Here is a 15,245-nt window from a genome sequence, read left to right on the forward strand (position 1 = left end):
CTCAGCGGATGGACTGCAGCTGGGGCAGCCGGCCCGGTGCGTCGTTGTCGGCCACCGCGACCGCGTCGGAAAGCAGTTCGGCCAGCTGGCGCGGGTACACGGTCTGCCCCGCGGCCACCAGTTCGGCGATGTCGTCGGCGTCGCACCAGCGGTGGCAGTGAATGTAGCGGCGTTCCAATTCGGTTCGGCCCGTGCAGACCGGCTCGAAACGCTGGGTACGCCGCACGAAGAAGAATTCCTCGCTGTCGATCAGCACGTCGTTGAATTCGAAGACCTCGTCGCGCCGCCAGATCGGCCCGACCATGTCGGCCGCTTCGACCCGTAACCCGGTCTCTTCGCCCAACTCTCGCGCGGCGGCCTCGGCCAGCCGTTCGCCCGGGCGTACCTCGCCACCCACCGTGAACCACCACCGGGGCGCCGATTCCTCGATCGCCGGATCCGAACCGCACAGCAGCAGCACCGCGCCGGTCTCGTCGAGCAGCACCACCCGGGCCGAGGTCCGGTGTTTGGGCACCCCGTGACCGGTATACGACAGTGCATGCGGTCGCTCGACGATCTCGAAATAGCTTGGCAACGAAGCTGTTCCACCGAGCCGCAGGGCACGCACCGGCCGCCGCGCGCCGAGCGCGAGAGTGTCGCGGACCGCGTCGTTGTGGAACCGGCGGGCCAGCAGCAGCCGGGCCTCGGCGTCGGCCAGCTCGGCGATCAGGCCGGCCGGCACTGCCGCGGGGTCAACCATCGCCAGCGCCGCCGACAGCTCGTTTTCGGCGTTCTCCCGCGACTGCCGGGGCGCCCGCTCGGCGGCGTCGGCCAACCCGGCCAGTCGCCGGCCTTCGGGGCTATTCGTGGAGCCACCGTAGGCGTCGATCGCCACGGCGCGCGCGACCACCGCGCGCCGCGCCAGCGCGCTGTCGAGGGCTTGCCAGGACAGGTCGTAACGGATGTTCAGGCGGTTCAGCCGCTGCGCCGTCTGCAGTGCCCAGCCACCGATCGTCGCCAGCACGGCGATCAGCACGATCAGCAGCAGGATGACGAGCAGCGGCCAGGCCATCAGCCGGCCACCGTAACCTTGACGCCCGAGCCGGCGACCGTTTCGTATACCCGCATGATCTGGCTGGCCACCACCTGCCAGTCGTAGCGGGCGACCGCATCGCTGGCCGCGGCGACGTAACCCTCACGCAGCGCGTCGTTTTCGAGCATCTCGATCAGCCCGTCAGCCAGCCCGGCGGCATCGCCGACCGGCACCAGCCGGCCGGCCTCGCCGTCGCGCAGCACCCGGCGGAAGGCGTCGAGGTCGCTGGCCACCACCGGCGTGCCCGCGGCCATCGCCTCTACCAGGACGATGCCGAAGCTCTCACCGCCGATGTTGGGCGCGCAGTAGACGTCCGCACTGCGCATCGCCGACGCCTTTTTGGCGTCGTCGACCTGACCGAGAAAGCGCATGTGCTGCGCCAAAGCGCCTGCGTCCGTGCGCAATTCGTCCTCGTCGCCGTGGCCGACGACCAGCACCTGCAGGTCCGCAAAACGCTCCACCACCCGCGGCAACGCCTCCAGCAGCACCTCCATACCCTTGCGTGATTCGTCGAAGCGGCCGAGGAACAACACCGTCTTGCCCGGCCGTGGATACCCGTCCAGCCGCGGCGCCGAGCCCAGCGCGGCGACGTCGACCCCGTTGGGAATCTCCACTGCGTCAGACCCGAGCGCCTCCATCTGCCAGCGCCGGGCCAGGTCTGACACCGCGATCCGGCCGATGATCTTCTCGTGCAACGGCCGCAGCAGGCCCTGAAAGACGGACAGCGTCAGCGATTTGGTGGTCGAGGTGTGAAAGGTGGCCACGATCGGGCCCTCGGCGATCCGCAGGGCCCACATCGACAGGCTGGGGGCGTTCGGTTCGTGCAGATGCAGCACATCGAACTCACCTTCTAGGAGCCACTTTCTGACCCGGCCGTGCACCGCCGGATTGAATTGCAGCCGCGCCACCGAGCCGTTGTAGGGAATCGGGATGGCCTTGCCGGCAGAGACGACGTACTCGGGCAGGCAGACGTGCGGCGACGCGGGAGCCAGCACGCTGACCTGTTGGCCCCGGTCGCGTAACACCTCGGCGAGCTGCAGGACATGCGACTGCACCCCGCCCGGCACGTCGAACGAGTAGGGGCAGACCATCCCGATTCGCATCAGGCTTCCTTCAGCCGGGCACGTCTGTCGTCGGAGAGATCGGCCAGCCACTGCGGCTGCAGCATGTGCCAATCCTCAGGGTGGGCGGCGATGTTGGCGGCGAACCGATCCGCCAGCGCCTGAGTGATCGTTTTGACGTCGCCGCTGGAGCAGTCCAGCGGCGTGCTGATGGATACCCGCCAGGCGTCGCCCTCATTCCAGCAGTGCGCCGCGCACAGCGCCGCCCCGGTTTCGATCGCGAGCTTGGCCGGCCCGGCCGGCATCCGGGTGGGCTCGCCGAAGAAGTCGACCTCGACGCCGGTGCGGGTGAGGTCCCGTTCGGCCATCAGGCACACCACGCGGTTGGCCCGCAGCCGTTCGCTCAGCACCTCGAAGGGGGGCCGGTCGCCACCGGACAGCGGCAGCACCTCGAAGCCGAGGCTTTCCCGGTAGGCGATGAAACGGCGGTACAGCGATTCGGGTTTGAGTCGCTCGGCGACGGTGGTGAAGGTGCCGCGCGTCTGCGCCAGCCACACCCCGGCCATGTCCCAGTTGCCGCTGTGTGGCAGCGCCAACACCGCGCCCCGGCCCACGGCCAGGGCCGCATCGATATTGTCGGCCCCGAGGAACAACTCATCGATCTTCTGGGCCAACCGGCGATGGTCCATGGACGGCAGCCGGAAGGCCTCGCGCCAGTAGCGGCCGTAGGACGCCAGCGAGGCCCGCATCAGGCTGTCGGGCACCTGCGCCGGCGGCACCCCGATCACCCGGGCCAGGTTCTTGCGCAGCTGCTCAGGTCCGCCATTGCGGGCGGCGTAACGCGCCCCGGTGTCGAATACGTTGCGCGCGGCGAACTCTGGGACCGCGCGCACCGCCATCCAGCCGGCGGCGTACACCCAGTCGCTCGCCGTCCTGGTCAACAGGTCGCGCGGCGCCGTGAGCGCCTTGAGGCCGGGCGGAGTGGAGATCACGGCGTACCTGTTTCGCGGCTTCCCGGATTGGGCGGCAGGGGTTCGGCCGCGCCGGGCGAGGTTCGCACCGCACGCAACCGCTGTACGCAGGTGACCACGCTGGCCGCGGCGAGCACCCACATCGCCACCGGCAGCGCCGGCGGCCAGGCTACGAACGGAAAGTCCGACACCCCCGCGCCGACCAGCACAATGATCAGCCGCTCCGGTCGTTCGATCAGGCCGCCGTCGCCACGCAGGCAGCTGGCCTCGGCCCGGGCCTTGATGTAGGAGATCACCTGGGAGGTGACCAGGCAGATCAACGTCGCCACCGCCAGCGGTTTGTCGTGGAGGCTGAAGACAATCCACCACAGCAGACCGCTGAATACCGCGCCGTCGCTGACGCGGTCGCAGGTGGCGTCGAGCACCGCGCCGAACCGGGTGCCGCCGCCGCGCTCGCGGGCCATCGCACCGTCGACCATGTCGAAGAGCACGAAAAACCAGACCACACACGCACCGGCGAACAGCTTGCCCATCGGGAACAGCACCAGCGCTCCTGCCACCGACGCAATGGTGCCCACGATCGTGACGGCGTCCGGCGTCAAACCCAGCCGCAGCAGCGCCCGGGCCGTCGGAGTGGTGAGCCGGGCGAATGCGGCCCGGGACAGGAAGGGCGCCTTACTCACGGCTGCTTGGCCCACTCGGTGGCCAACAACTGCCGCGTCTCTCGCAACAGCTGCGGGATCACCTTCGCGCCGCCGACGATCGTGATGAAGTTCGCGTCACCACCCCAGCGCGGCACCACGTGCACGTGCAGATGTTCGGCCAGTGAGCCGCCTGCCGACGTTCCCAGGTTCAGGCCGACGTTGAAGCCGTGCGGCCGCGACACGTTCTTGATCACCCGAATCGCCTTCTGGATGAAGGCCATCAGCTCCGCACTCTCGGCGACGGTCAGGTCCTCGATCTCGGACAGCCGCCGGTAGGGCACCACCATCAAGTGCCCGGGGTTGTACGGGTAGAGGTTGAGCACGGCGTAGACGAGTTCGCCGCGCGCCACCACCAGACCCTCCTCGTCGGGCAGTTGCGGAATGTCGGTGAACGGCTCCTCGGGTTTGCCGTTGTCGCGCGTGGCCGGCGCCTCGGCCAGATACGTCATCCGGTACGGCGTCCACAGCCGCTGCAGTTGGTCGCGATCGCCGACACCCCTGTCGAGAATCGTGTCCTCGCTGTCCTGCTCACTCACCGCCGGCTACCTTCACCAGTTCTTGTGTGGGAGCGGCATTCTCGCGGTCTGCGATCCACTTCACGATGGTATCGATCGCGGCGTCGACGGGCACGCCGTTGATCTGGGTGCGGTCACCGAAGCGGAAGCTGACCGCCCCGCCCTCGACGTCACGGTCACCGGCCAGCAACATGAACGGCACCTTCTGGTTGGTGTGGTTCACGATCTTCTTGGCCATCCGGTCGTCGCTGGTGTCCACCTCCACCCGGACACCCCGCGACCTCAGTTGCGCGGCAACATCTTCCAGGTAGGCCGCGTGCTCGTCGGCGACCGGGATACCGACCACCTGAACCGGCGCCAGCCACGCCGGGAAGGCCCCCGCGTAGTGCTCGGTGAGGATGCCGAAGAACCGCTCGATCGACCCGAACAGCGCCCGGTGGATCAGCACCGGCCGCTGCCGGGTGCCGTCGGACGCGGTGTATTCCAGCTCGAATCGGTCCGGCATGTTGAAGTCGAGCTGAATGGTCGACATTTGCCAGCTGCGACCCAACGCGTCCTTGACCTGCACCGAGATCTTCGGGCCGTAGAACGCCGCGCCGCCGGGGTCGGGAACGAAATGCAACCCGGAGGCCACGGCCACCTCCTGCAGGACTTCGGTGGCCTCGTCCCACATCTCGTCGGAGCCCGAGTACTTCTCCGGGTCCTTGGTGGACAGCTCCAGATAGAAGTCGTTGAGCCCGTAGTCGGCGAGCAAGTCGAGCACGAAGCGCAACAGCGAGGTCAGCTCGTCGCGCATCTGCTCTCGCGTGCAGTAGATGTGCGCGTCGTCCTGCGTCATGCCGCGCACCCGGGTCAGCCCGTGCACCACGCCCGACTTCTCGTAGCGGTACACGCTGCCGAACTCGAAGAGCCGCAACGGAAGCTCGCGGTAGGAGCGACCGCGGGACCGATAGATCAGGTGGTGCATCGGGCAGTTCATCGGCTTGAGGTAATAGTCCTGCCCGGGCTTGCGGACCGTGCCGTCGGCGTTGAACTCCGCGTCCAGGTGCATCGGCGGGTACATGCCGTCGGCGTACCACTCCAAGTGACCCGAGGTGATGTACAGCTGCTCCTTGGTGATGTGCGGGGTGTTGACGAACTCGTAGCCGGCCTCGATGTGCTTGCGCCGCGAGTACTCCTCCAGCTCCCGGCGGATAATGCCGCCCTTCGGGTGGAAAACCGCTAAGCCGGAACCGATTTCGTCGGGGAAACTGAACAAGTCCAGCTCGACGCCCAGCTTGCGATGGTCGCGCCGCTGCGCCTCCTCGAGCAACTCCAGGTGCTTGTCGAGTGCCTCCTGCGACTCCCAGGCGGTGCCGTAGATGCGCTGCAGGCTGGCGTTGCTCTGGTCGCCGCGCCAGTAGGCCGCCGAGCTTCGGGTGAGCTTGAACGCCGGGATGTGCTTGGTGGTCGGGATGTGCGGGCCGCGGCACAGGTCGCCCCAGATCCGTTCGCGGGTACGGGGATTGAGGTTGTCGTAGGCGGTGAGTTCATCGCCTCCGACTTCCATCACGTCGGGATCGCCCGACTTGTCGTCGACGAGTTCGAGCTTGTAAGGCTCGTTGGCCAGTTCCTCACGCGCCGCGTCCTTGGATTCGTAGACCCGCCGGTCGAACAGCTGGCCGTCCTTGACGATCTGACGCATCCGCTTCTCCAGCTTGGCCAGGTCCTCGGGGGTGAACGGCTCCGCCACGTCGAAGTCGTAGTAGAAGCCGTCCGCGATGGGCGGCCCGATTCCCAATTTGGCCTGCGGGAACAGGTTCTGGACGGCTTGGGCCAGCACGTGCGCGGCCGAATGCCGGATGACGCTGCGGCCCTCGTCGGTGTTGGCCGCGACCGGGACCACCTCGGCGTCGGCGTCGGGTACCCAGCTCAGGTCACGCAGCTTGCCGTCGGCGTCACGCACCACGACGATCGCGTCCGGTGTACCCCGGCGCGGCAACCCCGCCTCCCCGACCGCCGCGGCCGCCGTAGTCCCGGCAGGAACCCGGATCGGGGCTGCTGGGATCGATTGTGCGGGGGCGCTCATTGCGTTGGGTCTCCAGGGCTTAGTTTGCGTTGGGGGTCACCAATCATCCTGATTGGTCGATGCCATGCTATCGGGGCGCACCTCAAAGAGCCCGGGGCATTACTGGTTAACCGGGCTCACCCCGTCTCGGCTACCGCCCAGTCGGCGGTTGCGCCGCGTGAGCGCGCACCGGATCCCGATGTGGCGCGGCCCGCAGCTGCGACACCGTGGGTCGACGGTTGTCGGTGTCATAGAAGAACCGCAGCACGCGGGCCGGGAAGTAGCCCACCAGCAGGACCGCGATCGTCGTGCGTGCTGCGCGGCTTTTGCCTCCGTGCGCCGTGATGGTTCTGGAGTAGCGCGTGGCATAGCGATAGAACTCGCGCGGGGAGCATTCCAGCCGTCGACCGGACGTGGCCGCAATCAGTGTCGGCTCGTAGCAGACATTGAAGTGGTTCTCGAAGAGCGTCAATGCCAGGTCGATGTCTTCATGCAGCAGATCTTCTGGATCCAGCCGCGTCTGCTCGCGGACCGCCCTCCATGCCGAGCTACGAATCGCCATATTCGCCCCGAGCAAGAACGGTTGGTCGCTGCAGCTGAATCGCAACCAGGCGCGGACCATGCAGTCCATCCGGAAGAACAGTCGCCGGATTGGCATGTCGTAATAGCTGACAGGTCCCGTTGCCGCGGCGATTTTCGGCTCCGCAAAGCGGCGGCGGACGGTGGCCACCCAGTCGGTGGCAATGACGGAGTCGGCGTCCACCCGGCCGATCACGTCGCTTCGCGCATGGTCGAATCCGCGGTTGCGGGTCGGCGCAATGCCCTGAGTCTCACTTTGATCGAGCAGGCAAATGCCCATCTGAGGCTGCTGCGCTTGGTATCGCCGCACGATGGACTCGGTGCCGTCGGTCGACCTGTTGTTGACGACGATGATTTCGTCCGGCGGCGACGTTTGGTGAAGGCAAGACTCGAGGCAGCTGCCGATGAAAAGTTCTTCGTTATGGGCCGGGATAACGATCGCGACGGACGGTCGGATGTCGGTCAATTGCGGACGCCGGGCCGGCCTGAGCGCAACCGCCGGCCTCGCCGCGAGTACCGCGGCGGTCACTGTGCGCCACATGCTGAACCTGGTCGTGACCATAGCTACCTCGGTAGCTGAATCTACACCTGTGCAATAGTCTGTCAAGACAATAATTTGTCAGGGTTATCATTCGCCGAAACGGGATGGGTCAGGGCTGGCCCGGCTTGAGTTTCACGAACAACGCGTCGGCTTCGGCCAGCAGCGTGTCGCCGTCGGTCAAGCTGCCCGACACAAAGATCTTGCGGCCGTCCACGCTGTCGACGCCGGCGTCGAACTGCAGCTCTTTTTCGATCGGCACGATGCTGCGGTAATTGATCTTCAGGTACGCGGTGCGCTGACGGGGGCTGCCGGTGAGCACCGACGCGGTCAGGCCGAGCACCGTGTCGAACAGCATTCCCAGCGATCCGCCGTGCACGGCGCCATTGCGGCCCAGGTGAAACCGAGCGAAGCGGGCCGTGCCCTCGATCCGACCGTCCTCGGTCTTGCGGGACGACAACGGCACGGTGAGGATGTTGCCGCGCACCGGCAGGTCCATCCGACGGCCCGACGGTGACGCCCATTCGTCGGCGTCGTACGGGCTGAGCAGCGCGGACAGCTTCTCCAGCGTGTCCGCGGCCTCGCTGATCACCTCATCGGGCGCGTCGACGGCGCGCGCATGATCCTGCAGCTTGCGCACCGCGTCGATGAACCGGCCGTAGTCGGGTCCACCCTGGGTCGTCGGTACGGGTGGGTTGAATCCCCCGCCCGGGTGTTCCTGATGCTCGCCGGCCACCAGACCACCGTATTGGGTGGCCCGCTACTGCGCTCCGGCAGCCGCCAGGGTCTCGAACTCCTCGTCGGTGAGTGTGATCTCGGCGGCGGCCACGTTCTCCTCCAGGTGCGACACCTTCGACGTGCCCGGAATCGGCAGCATCACCGGCGAGCGCTTCAGCAGCCAGGCCAGCGCCAGCTGCGACGGCGTGGCGTGGTGGTCCTTGGCGATCCGTTGCAGCGGGCCGTCGGCGGCGGCGAGCGGCCCGGCCGCCAGCGGGAAGTACGGGATGAAGCCGACGCCCTGTTCGGTCGCGGCGTCGAGCAGCGGTTCGGCCCGGCGGACCGTCAGGTTGTACATGTTCTGCACCGAGACGATCGGGGTGATCTGCTGCGCCTCGTTCAATTGGTCGACGTTGACCTCGGACAGCCCGATGTGGCGGACCTTGCCCTCGTCCTTCAGCTTGGCCAGCTCACCGACCTGGTCGGCCAGCGGCCACTTGGGGTCGACGCGGTGCAGCTGCAGGAGATCGATGGTCTCCACACCCAGGCGACGCAGGCTCATCTCGCATTCCTGGCGTAGGTAGGCCGGGAAACCCATCTCGATCCAGGCATTCGGACCGGTCCGCAAGAACCCGGCCTTGGTGGCGATCACCAGGTCGTCGTAGGGGTACAGCGCCTCTCGGATGATCTCCTCGGAGATGTACGGGCCGTAGGAGTCCGCGGTGTCGATCAGGTCCACGCCGAGCTCGACGGCGCGGCGCAACACCCGGACGCATTCGTCGCGATCGGCGGGTGGGCCCCAAACGCCCGTGCCGACGATGCGCATCGCCCCGAACCCGAGGCGGTTGACGGTCAGATCGCCTCCGAACGTGAACGTTCCGGACGCGGAGGCAACGGTTTTCGAGTTTTGTGCGGTCACCTCTACGACCGTACGCTCGGGCGCGTGGACCTAGCAGCGCTCGAGCAGCTTCCGCTGACATACCGGGAGGTGGGTGCGACGGCGGCCGGCGACCGGCCGGTCGGATATCACCACCAATACGTCGAGCGTCAGATCGGCACGGGGCGGCAGCGGTTCGAGCAGGCCGCCGATGCGGTCATGCATTGGGGCATGCAGCGCGGCTCGGGCCTGGGGGTGCAGGCCAGCAGCGAGGTCGTCGTGCTCGACGCGATCGTGGTGGTGCGATTGGTTTTTCTGCCCGCGCCGTGCCGGTTGTTTTCATCGTCGACGAGCCCGACATCCGGGGCTTCGGCTACGGCACCCTGCCCGGGCATCCGGAATGCGGTGAGGAACGCTTCGTGGTGCGGCGCGAGCCGGCGACGGACGCGGTTTTCGCGGAGGTGACGGCGTTCTCCCGCCCGGCGACCTGGTGGAGCAAGGCCGGTGGCCCGGTGGTGAAGATCGGCCAGCGCCTGATCGCGCAGCGCTACCTGCGCGCGGTCTGACGGCCGGGCTAGGCGCCCCAGCTAGTGAGCAGCCGCAAGGCGCCGGTGCACATCGCGTCGATGACCTCGGCGACCGATGCGTCGTCGCGGATCATGCCGACTGCCTGACCGGTGTGCACCGCGGCGATGCTACGGTCATCGGCTTTGATCGAGGCAGCCAACTCATCGTGAGCCGATTGGTCGCCGGCAAGCGCGTCCTCTTTACCCATCCAGCGCGTGACGAAGTCGTTCGCCAGCACCCGCGACGGAAACCGCGTTGGCCAAGCCAGATCCTCGGCGATATCGAAGATCCGAGTGACGACGGTGTCGGTGGCCTCGGCTGCGATCACCGCGCGGCGACTACCGTCACTAGTCAAACTCTCCGGACACGCCATCAACCGCGTGCCCACCCACGCTCCGCTGGCTCCAGCCGCCAGCACCGCAGCCAGGCTTCGTGCTGTGGCTACGCCGCCACCCACCAGGACCGGCACCGACACCGCGTCCAAAACTGTGTCGAGCAACGGTAGCGTCCCGAGCTTCGTATCACCGTGCCCGCCACCCTCCGAACCGCGCGCCACCACGATGTCGATGCCCCCGTCAACCGCTTGACGAGCTTCGGTAGCGTCGAATACTTGCGTGACAGTGGTGATTCCGACTTCATGAGCCTTGGCGACCCAGGACCAGTCGGTACCGAAACTGACCGACAAAAGAAGCGGGCGCGCCGCCAAGGCATCCTCTAACAGCCCCGGCTGGCCGCGTACCACCCAGTCCACCAGGCCGATTCCGAATCGCCCCTCGACATGTTGCAACTGGGCTGCCAGCGATTCCCTAGTTGCCGAAGTGCCCATGCCGACCATGCCCAAGCCACCAGCCGCGGTAACCGCTGCAGCTAGCCGACCGCCCGCGACCCCGCCTATTGGAGCGTTAACGATAGGCACCCGCAGGCCGAAATCCTTTGACCATGAAGTCAATAGCATGTGGCTAGTGTGTCACAGAAGGAATGGACTTCAGTACCGTCAGCACGACCACCGAATCCTCGATCGCGGCAAGAGCGTGCCGCTCCAGCGGTATCGCAACGTAGTCGCCCGTCTTACCATCCCAGGAGTCGCCGGCGGTCGTCAGGCGCACGTGACCCTGCAGCACCTGCAGCGTCGCCTCGCCGGGGCTGTCGTGTTCCGAGAGGTCGTGGCCGGCGAGCAGTGCGAGCACGGTCTGCCGGAGTTCGTGGTCGTGGCCGCCATGGATGGTGTGCGCGGCGCGTCCGCTGTGCGACTGCCGGGCTTCGGCCAGCTTTTCGGCGGCCAGGCTGGTGAGTGAGATCGATTGCATTGCTGCGTCCCCTTGGTGTGACGGTGGGCTATCCGTGGTGTCAAGCGGTCAATAGGAGTATCCCCGCCACGGTCAACGCGACGACCTTGACCACCTCTAAACCGACGTAGGCGTGGTGGGCGCGGGAGCGGGGTGCGTCCAGCCCGGCCAGCACCTGGTCCGAGCGTTGAGTCAGCCGGGGACGCACCGCGATCAGCTGGATCGCCAGCATGGCGAACGCGACGGCAAACGTGACGCCGATCCGCCTCGGCATCGGGCCGTCCACCACGACCGCCAGGATCACGATGGCGAACGCGACCTCGACGGTGTTGAGCGCCCGAAAGACCAAGCGCCCGATGCCAAGTCCGATCTGCAGGGTGACGTTCGGCGCCCGGAACTTCAGCGGCGCCTCCAGGAACGAGATCGCGAGCACCATGCCGAGCCAGACGAAGGTGACCGCGACTGCGACTGCCATTTCGGTGCTCACGGACAGGCCTCCTGCAACTCGAGATGTGCCACACACAGATCGGGTTCGGCGAACGCCTCGAGACGGTCGACGCCAACCGGGGCCCCCCAGGTTTCCAGCGCGCCCTGCATCAGTCCAAGGTGCACGGCACAAACGACGGCGGTTCGGCTTTCGGCGAGCTCCAGGAACGGGCAGTGCCGCAGGCCGACCTGCTGCTCCCCGTCGGCTCGCCGCCGCTCGGGTGCGAAGCCGAGCCGATCGAGCACCTCGACCAGGTGGTCGATGGCCTCATCCGGGGTCGGCGCCTCGCGCGGCGCCTGGCTCCAATCCAGCCGTCGTCCCCACGCCCGCCCCGCGGCCCGCGCCCGGGCGGCGGGATCCGTGTCGGCCGCGAACGCCATCGTCAGGATCTCGGCCAGCAACCGGTAGTGCCGCGTCCCGCCGCGATCCATCTGACGGACCGCCCGGAACATCAACGGCGGACGCCCCGGCCCCCTGCGGCCCGACTCAACCCGCTCCACCAGGTCGTCGCCGATCAGGCTGTCGAGGTGGAAACGAATGGTGTTGGGATGCACGCCCAGCGCGTCGGCGATCGCGACGATGGTCATCGGCTCGCCGGACGTTCGCAGTACCCGCAGCACCTCACGACGGCGGCTCGCGGACTCCCCCGCCGGCGTGGCTTCGGATGGCATGGGTGCCTCACGCTCCTTCGGAAACGTCGGCTTTCGGTGCGGCCACCACGGGCGCCTCGACGCCGAGCGCGCCGAGCTTGGCCGCTCCGCCCGGCCACCCCATACAGGGCCTTCCGACGCCGTAGGTCATGCGGTAGAGTTTACACAATTGCGATTGTGAAAACTAGAAGGACGGGAAAGACCATGGCTCCCATGTCAAGTCGCACCGACGACAGCGTTGCGGGCCACTGGCTGCTGGCGCGGCTCGGCAAACGTGTCCTTCGCCCCGGCGGCGTCGGGCTCACCCGCACGATGCTGGCCGGCGCCGAGGTCACCGACGCCGACGTCCTCGAGCTGGCGCCGGGCCTCGGCCGCACCGCCGCCGAGATTCTCACCCACCGGCCACGGTCGTACGTGGGCGCCGAGCAGGACCCCGACGCGGCCGAAGCCGTTCGCGGCGTGATCGCAGGATCCGGAACGGTCCGGCTCGCCGACGCCGCGGACACCGGACTGCCCGACGCCAGTCGCGACGTGGTGATCGGCGAGGCGATGCTGACGATGCAGGGCGACTCCGCCAAGCACGCCATCGTCGCCGAGGCCGCGCGCGTGCTGCGCCCGCGTGGCCGCTACGCGATCCACGAGCTCGCGCTGACACCCGACACCGTCTCGGAGGAGATCAGCACCGAGATCCGGCAGTCGCTGGCCCGCGCAATCAAGGTCAACGCGCGGCCGCTGACGATCGCCGAATGGTCGCGGTTGTTGTCCGACCACGGCCTGGTCGTCGACCGCGTCGTCACCGCACCGATGGCGCTGTTGCAGCCGCGCCGGATCGTCGCCGACGAGGGGCTCTCGGGTGCGCTGCGATTTGCCAGAAACCTGCTCCTCAATCCAGACGCGCGCAAGCGGGTGCTGACGATGCGCGCCACGTTCCGCAAGCATCGTGAGCGACTGACCGCCGTCGCGATCGTCGCCCGCAAGCCCGAATAGCCACCTGCCTCGTCCTGTTGCGTGCGACCAGCCGGCGCGCCATCCCTAGCGGGCGTTGCTGTTGTGCGGGACGCCCGCGGACGACCTCTCTACGCGGCGTTTGATGCCGAGCAGCAAGCCCCGCGTGCCGAAGGCGACCACCGGCCTGAGCAATTCCATGGCGAACACTTCACCCGGTCGGCGCAGCGCGACCCTGGCTCGGGTCAACAGTCGCACCCGGTCCTCCCAGTGCGGCTGAACGTGGAACGACCACACCGCATCCCAGCGCGGATCCGATGTCGTAGCGCGCAGCACCAGGTACTTTTCGGGCACGATCTCCGCGACGCTGAATGTCACGCCGTCGGGCAGGCCGAGCCAACCTTCGGGAGCCAGCCGGACGGGATCCCCCACCGCGAGTTGTTGCCATTGCGCGTGCACCCGATCGGTGTGGCGATAACCGAGACCGGCGAGGTTCATCACCGCCTCGCAGCCGTAGAAACCGCCGCGGTCCAGGCCCATCTGCATCAGCCAAGGCCAGACCGCCGCCGTGGGGGCGTCGATGTAAATCGCTTCGGTGGTCTGCACGGCGGGATCGGCCACCAACCTATCGCCGGGCAGCACCATCCGGCATTCCGCTTTGGTTGTGCCCCAGTTGCGGTAATAACGTCGGGCGCCGTACAGCAGCGCCAGCAGCACAGCGGTCTTGGCGACCGGTCTGATCAGGTGCGTCACCTTTCGATCTGACCACGTGTGCATCCGCACCGGTAGGGGCCGAAGTCCCCTTTGCCTGCATCAACGCACGCCTACGGCGGATTCGAGTTCGGCAAGGCAGTGCTCGGTAAGCGGTATCAGGGCGTCGATATCCGGCATCGCATCACGACCGGCCGCATAGCCGAATCCGATGCGGTCGGAATACGAGCAGGTCGTCACGTTGAGCGCCATTCCGTCGTAAACGGTCGACACCGGATAGATCTCTTCGACATGCGCACCGTTCCAATACATTTCGTCCGACGGGCCCGGCACGTGCGAAATCGGGATGTTGAACCCCGTCCGTATCCTCGGCGTGAACGGCAGCAGCGGAGAAATCACCGTGGCGGCGATGCTCGCCGCATTCGTCAGCAGCGACGCCGCCGATCCCCGTTTCGCCACCCAGTGTTTACCTTCCGACATCGACCGGTGAATCAGACCCAATCGCGCGATCGGATCATCGAGGTTGGTTCCCAACGGGCACAGCCATAGACCAAACATGTTGCCGTGCTGGTCAATCGACGGTTCGCCTCGGCGCGCGCGCACCGTGATCGGGCAGACGCCGACCAATGACTGGTTCGGCAATTCGCCGTGGTCCCGCAACCAGAGCCGCACCACGCCGGCGACCATCGCGGTCACCACGTCGTTCGCGGTGACCCCGGCCGAGTCCTGCACCGCCTGGATGCGCTGCTTGGACCAGCTGCCCGCGCAGACCGTCCGCTCGGAGCCCAGCCGGCCGTTGAATCGCGTGTAGGGCGCTCCAAATGGCCACCCGGTCGTGTAGCCCACCAAGCCGTCGACCATCGTCGATAGCTCTCCGGTGACGACCCGTTCGATCAGGCCGACCCCCGACGTCGCGGTGTCGACCAGAGCCCGCACCGGTGCCGTCAACCGGGACAGCAATCCCGTCGACTCGCGCGGCAACGCGGAGTCGTCGGTGTGGTCGGCATAAAACGGCGGCATCGACCGACGCTTCGGGTCACTCGTCAACGCGTCGGCGATCATTCGGAGACCGGCCACACCGTCGATCAGGGTGTGGTGCACCTTGATGTAGAAGGCGAATCGCCCATCGTCGAGACCGTCGATCAGATACGACATCCACATCGGACCGGACCTGTCGAGGCGTTCGGCATCCAGCTCGCCGATCAATTGCCAGAACGCGCCGTCGCCACCAGATATGGTGCGGCGCAAGCAATGTCGACTCATATCGAGGGTGGTGTACTCGCGCCACATCCAGATGCCGGCGGTGTCGACGCCACGGTGCGGATATCGGCGAAGCCTGGGATCGATCGATTCGTTTGCGGCGAGTGTCTCCCGATACAGTTCGTCGACGTAGGCCGGGCCGGCATCCGCGGGCGGCGCCAGGATCAGCACAGCGCCGGCATGCATGGGGCTCGACACCAACTCGGCGGCCATCATCGCCGCGTCCAGCGGGTCCAGCGGATGCATGTCAACCTCCGC

General features: G+C 67.2%; 16 protein-coding genes and 1 pseudogene. 2 read left to right on the forward strand and 15 right to left on the reverse strand.

Annotated elements, in window-relative coordinates:
* Position 1: 1 nt before the first annotated feature.
* The 9 genes from G6N54_RS06900 to G6N54_RS06940 all read right to left on the reverse strand — a co-directional run bounded on the left by G6N54_RS06900 (position 2) and on the right by G6N54_RS06940 (position 9,123).
* Entirely contained in the window at positions 2–1,051 is a 1,050-nt protein-coding gene (locus tag G6N54_RS06900) for an NUDIX hydrolase (protein WP_163789214.1), read from the reverse strand.
* Positions 1,051–2,175, reverse strand: coding sequence for a glycosyltransferase family 4 protein (locus tag G6N54_RS06905; protein ID WP_163789216.1), 1,125 nt, complete (start codon positions 2,173–2,175; stop codon positions 1,051–1,053). Before G6N54_RS06905 ends, G6N54_RS06900 begins: the two co-directional genes overlap by 1 nt.
* Positions 2,175–3,125 carry a phosphatidylinositol mannoside acyltransferase gene (locus G6N54_RS06910; RefSeq protein WP_163789218.1) on the reverse strand — a complete coding sequence of 317 codons (951 nt, stop codon included), beginning with the start codon at positions 3,123–3,125 and terminating at the stop codon, positions 2,175–2,177. Before G6N54_RS06910 ends, G6N54_RS06905 begins: the two co-directional genes overlap by 1 nt.
* Entirely contained in the window at positions 3,122–3,787 is a 666-nt protein-coding gene (pgsA, locus tag G6N54_RS06915) for a phosphatidylinositol phosphate synthase (protein ID WP_163789220.1), read from the reverse strand. Before pgsA ends, G6N54_RS06910 begins: the two co-directional genes overlap by 4 nt.
* Positions 3,784–4,344, reverse strand: a complete 561-nt coding sequence (locus G6N54_RS06920; RefSeq protein ID WP_163789222.1) for an HIT family protein — start codon at positions 4,342–4,344, stop codon at positions 3,784–3,786. Before G6N54_RS06920 ends, pgsA begins: the two co-directional genes overlap by 4 nt.
* Positions 4,337–6,391: a threonine--tRNA ligase gene (gene thrS / locus G6N54_RS06925; protein WP_163789224.1), complete on the reverse strand. Its 2,055-nt coding sequence runs from the start codon at positions 6,389–6,391 to the stop codon at positions 4,337–4,339. Before thrS ends, G6N54_RS06920 begins: the two co-directional genes overlap by 8 nt.
* Before the next feature lie 130 nt (positions 6,392–6,521).
* A complete protein-coding gene (locus G6N54_RS06930; protein WP_163789226.1) occupies positions 6,522–7,511 on the reverse strand; it encodes a glycosyltransferase in 990 nt (329 codons plus the stop codon).
* 88 nt (positions 7,512–7,599) lie between these two features.
* A complete protein-coding gene (locus tag G6N54_RS06935) occupies positions 7,600–8,226 on the reverse strand; it encodes a PaaI family thioesterase (protein ID WP_163794561.1) in 627 nt (208 codons plus the stop codon).
* Between the two features lie 21 nt (positions 8,227–8,247).
* Entirely contained in the window at positions 8,248–9,123 is an 876-nt protein-coding gene (locus G6N54_RS06940) for an aldo/keto reductase (protein WP_163789228.1), read from the reverse strand.
* Positions 9,124–9,192: 69 nt separating this feature from the next.
* On the opposite strand from G6N54_RS06940, the pseudogene G6N54_RS06945 reads away from it, so the two are divergent.
* Positions 9,193–9,647 (forward strand): annotated as a pseudogene (locus G6N54_RS06945) (DUF1990 domain-containing protein).
* Between the two features lie 8 nt (positions 9,648–9,655).
* Here the strand turns inward: G6N54_RS06945 and G6N54_RS06950 are convergent.
* From G6N54_RS06950 to G6N54_RS06965, 4 genes are read right to left on the reverse strand one after another with little or no spacing between them, the layout of a single operon-like run.
* Complete coding sequence (locus G6N54_RS06950; RefSeq protein ID WP_163789231.1) at positions 9,656–10,603, reverse strand: NAD(P)H-dependent flavin oxidoreductase; 948 nt, start codon at positions 10,601–10,603, stop codon at positions 9,656–9,658.
* A 4-nt stretch (positions 10,604–10,607) separates the two neighbouring features.
* Complete coding sequence (locus tag G6N54_RS06955; RefSeq protein ID WP_163789233.1) at positions 10,608–10,955, reverse strand: cupin domain-containing protein; 348 nt, start codon at positions 10,953–10,955, stop codon at positions 10,608–10,610.
* Positions 10,956–10,995: 40 nt separating this feature from the next.
* Positions 10,996–11,409, reverse strand: coding sequence for a hypothetical protein (locus G6N54_RS06960; protein ID WP_276056231.1), 414 nt, complete (start codon positions 11,407–11,409; stop codon positions 10,996–10,998).
* Positions 11,410–11,417: 8 nt separating this feature from the next.
* A complete protein-coding gene (locus G6N54_RS06965; protein WP_163789236.1) occupies positions 11,418–12,092 on the reverse strand; it encodes a helix-turn-helix transcriptional regulator in 675 nt (224 codons plus the stop codon).
* Positions 12,093–12,275: 183 nt separating this feature from the next.
* Here G6N54_RS06965 and G6N54_RS06970 point away from each other — a divergent pair, with 183 nt between their 5' ends.
* On the forward strand, positions 12,276–13,058 hold the full coding sequence (locus G6N54_RS06970; protein WP_163789245.1) for a class I SAM-dependent methyltransferase: 783 nt from the start codon (positions 12,276–12,278) through the stop codon (positions 13,056–13,058).
* Positions 13,059–13,103: 45 nt separating this feature from the next.
* On the opposite strand, the gene G6N54_RS06975 is transcribed toward G6N54_RS06970, so the two are convergent.
* Positions 13,104–13,760 carry an SRPBCC family protein gene (locus G6N54_RS06975; protein ID WP_276056232.1) on the reverse strand — a complete coding sequence of 219 codons (657 nt, stop codon included), beginning with the start codon at positions 13,758–13,760 and terminating at the stop codon, positions 13,104–13,106.
* A gap of 69 nt (positions 13,761–13,829) precedes the next feature.
* A complete protein-coding gene (locus G6N54_RS06980; RefSeq protein WP_163789250.1) occupies positions 13,830–15,233 on the reverse strand; it encodes a wax ester/triacylglycerol synthase family O-acyltransferase in 1,404 nt (467 codons plus the stop codon).
* Between the last annotated feature and the right edge of the window lie 12 nt (positions 15,234–15,245).

Source organism: Mycobacterium stomatepiae, assembly GCF_010731715.1.
In the GTDB taxonomy this organism is placed as follows: domain Bacteria; phylum Actinomycetota; class Actinomycetes; order Mycobacteriales; family Mycobacteriaceae; genus Mycobacterium; species Mycobacterium stomatepiae.

Bases quoted from the DNA above. Each gene is read 5' to 3' on its own strand.
- G6N54_RS06900 (WP_163789214.1), bottom strand. From the start codon at position 1,051: ATGGCCTGGCCGCTGCTCGTCATCCTGCTGCTGATCGTGCTGATCGCC.
- G6N54_RS06905 (WP_163789216.1), bottom strand. From the start codon at position 2,175: ATGCGAATCGGGATGGTCTGCCCCTACTCGTTCGACGTGCCGGGCGGG.
- thrS (WP_163789224.1), bottom strand. From the start codon at position 6,391: ATGAGCGCCCCCGCACAATCGATCCCAGCAGCCCCGATCCGGGTTCCT.
- G6N54_RS06930 (WP_163789226.1), bottom strand. From the start codon at position 7,511: ATGGTCACGACCAGGTTCAGCATGTGGCGCACAGTGACCGCCGCGGTA.
- G6N54_RS06950 (WP_163789231.1), bottom strand. From the start codon at position 10,603: ATGCTATTGACTTCATGGTCAAAGGATTTCGGCCTGCGGGTGCCTATC.
- G6N54_RS06955 (WP_163789233.1), bottom strand. From the start codon at position 10,955: ATGCAATCGATCTCACTCACCAGCCTGGCCGCCGAAAAGCTGGCCGAA.
- G6N54_RS06960 (WP_276056231.1), bottom strand. From the start codon at position 11,409: ATGGCAGTCGCAGTCGCGGTCACCTTCGTCTGGCTCGGCATGGTGCTC.
- G6N54_RS06965 (WP_163789236.1), bottom strand. From the start codon at position 12,092: ATGCCATCCGAAGCCACGCCGGCGGGGGAGTCCGCGAGCCGCCGTCGT.
- G6N54_RS06970 (WP_163789245.1), top strand. From the start codon at position 12,276: ATGGCTCCCATGTCAAGTCGCACCGACGACAGCGTTGCGGGCCACTGG.
- G6N54_RS06980 (WP_163789250.1), bottom strand. From the start codon at position 15,233: ATGCATCCGCTGGACCCGCTGGACGCGGCGATGATGGCCGCCGAGTTG.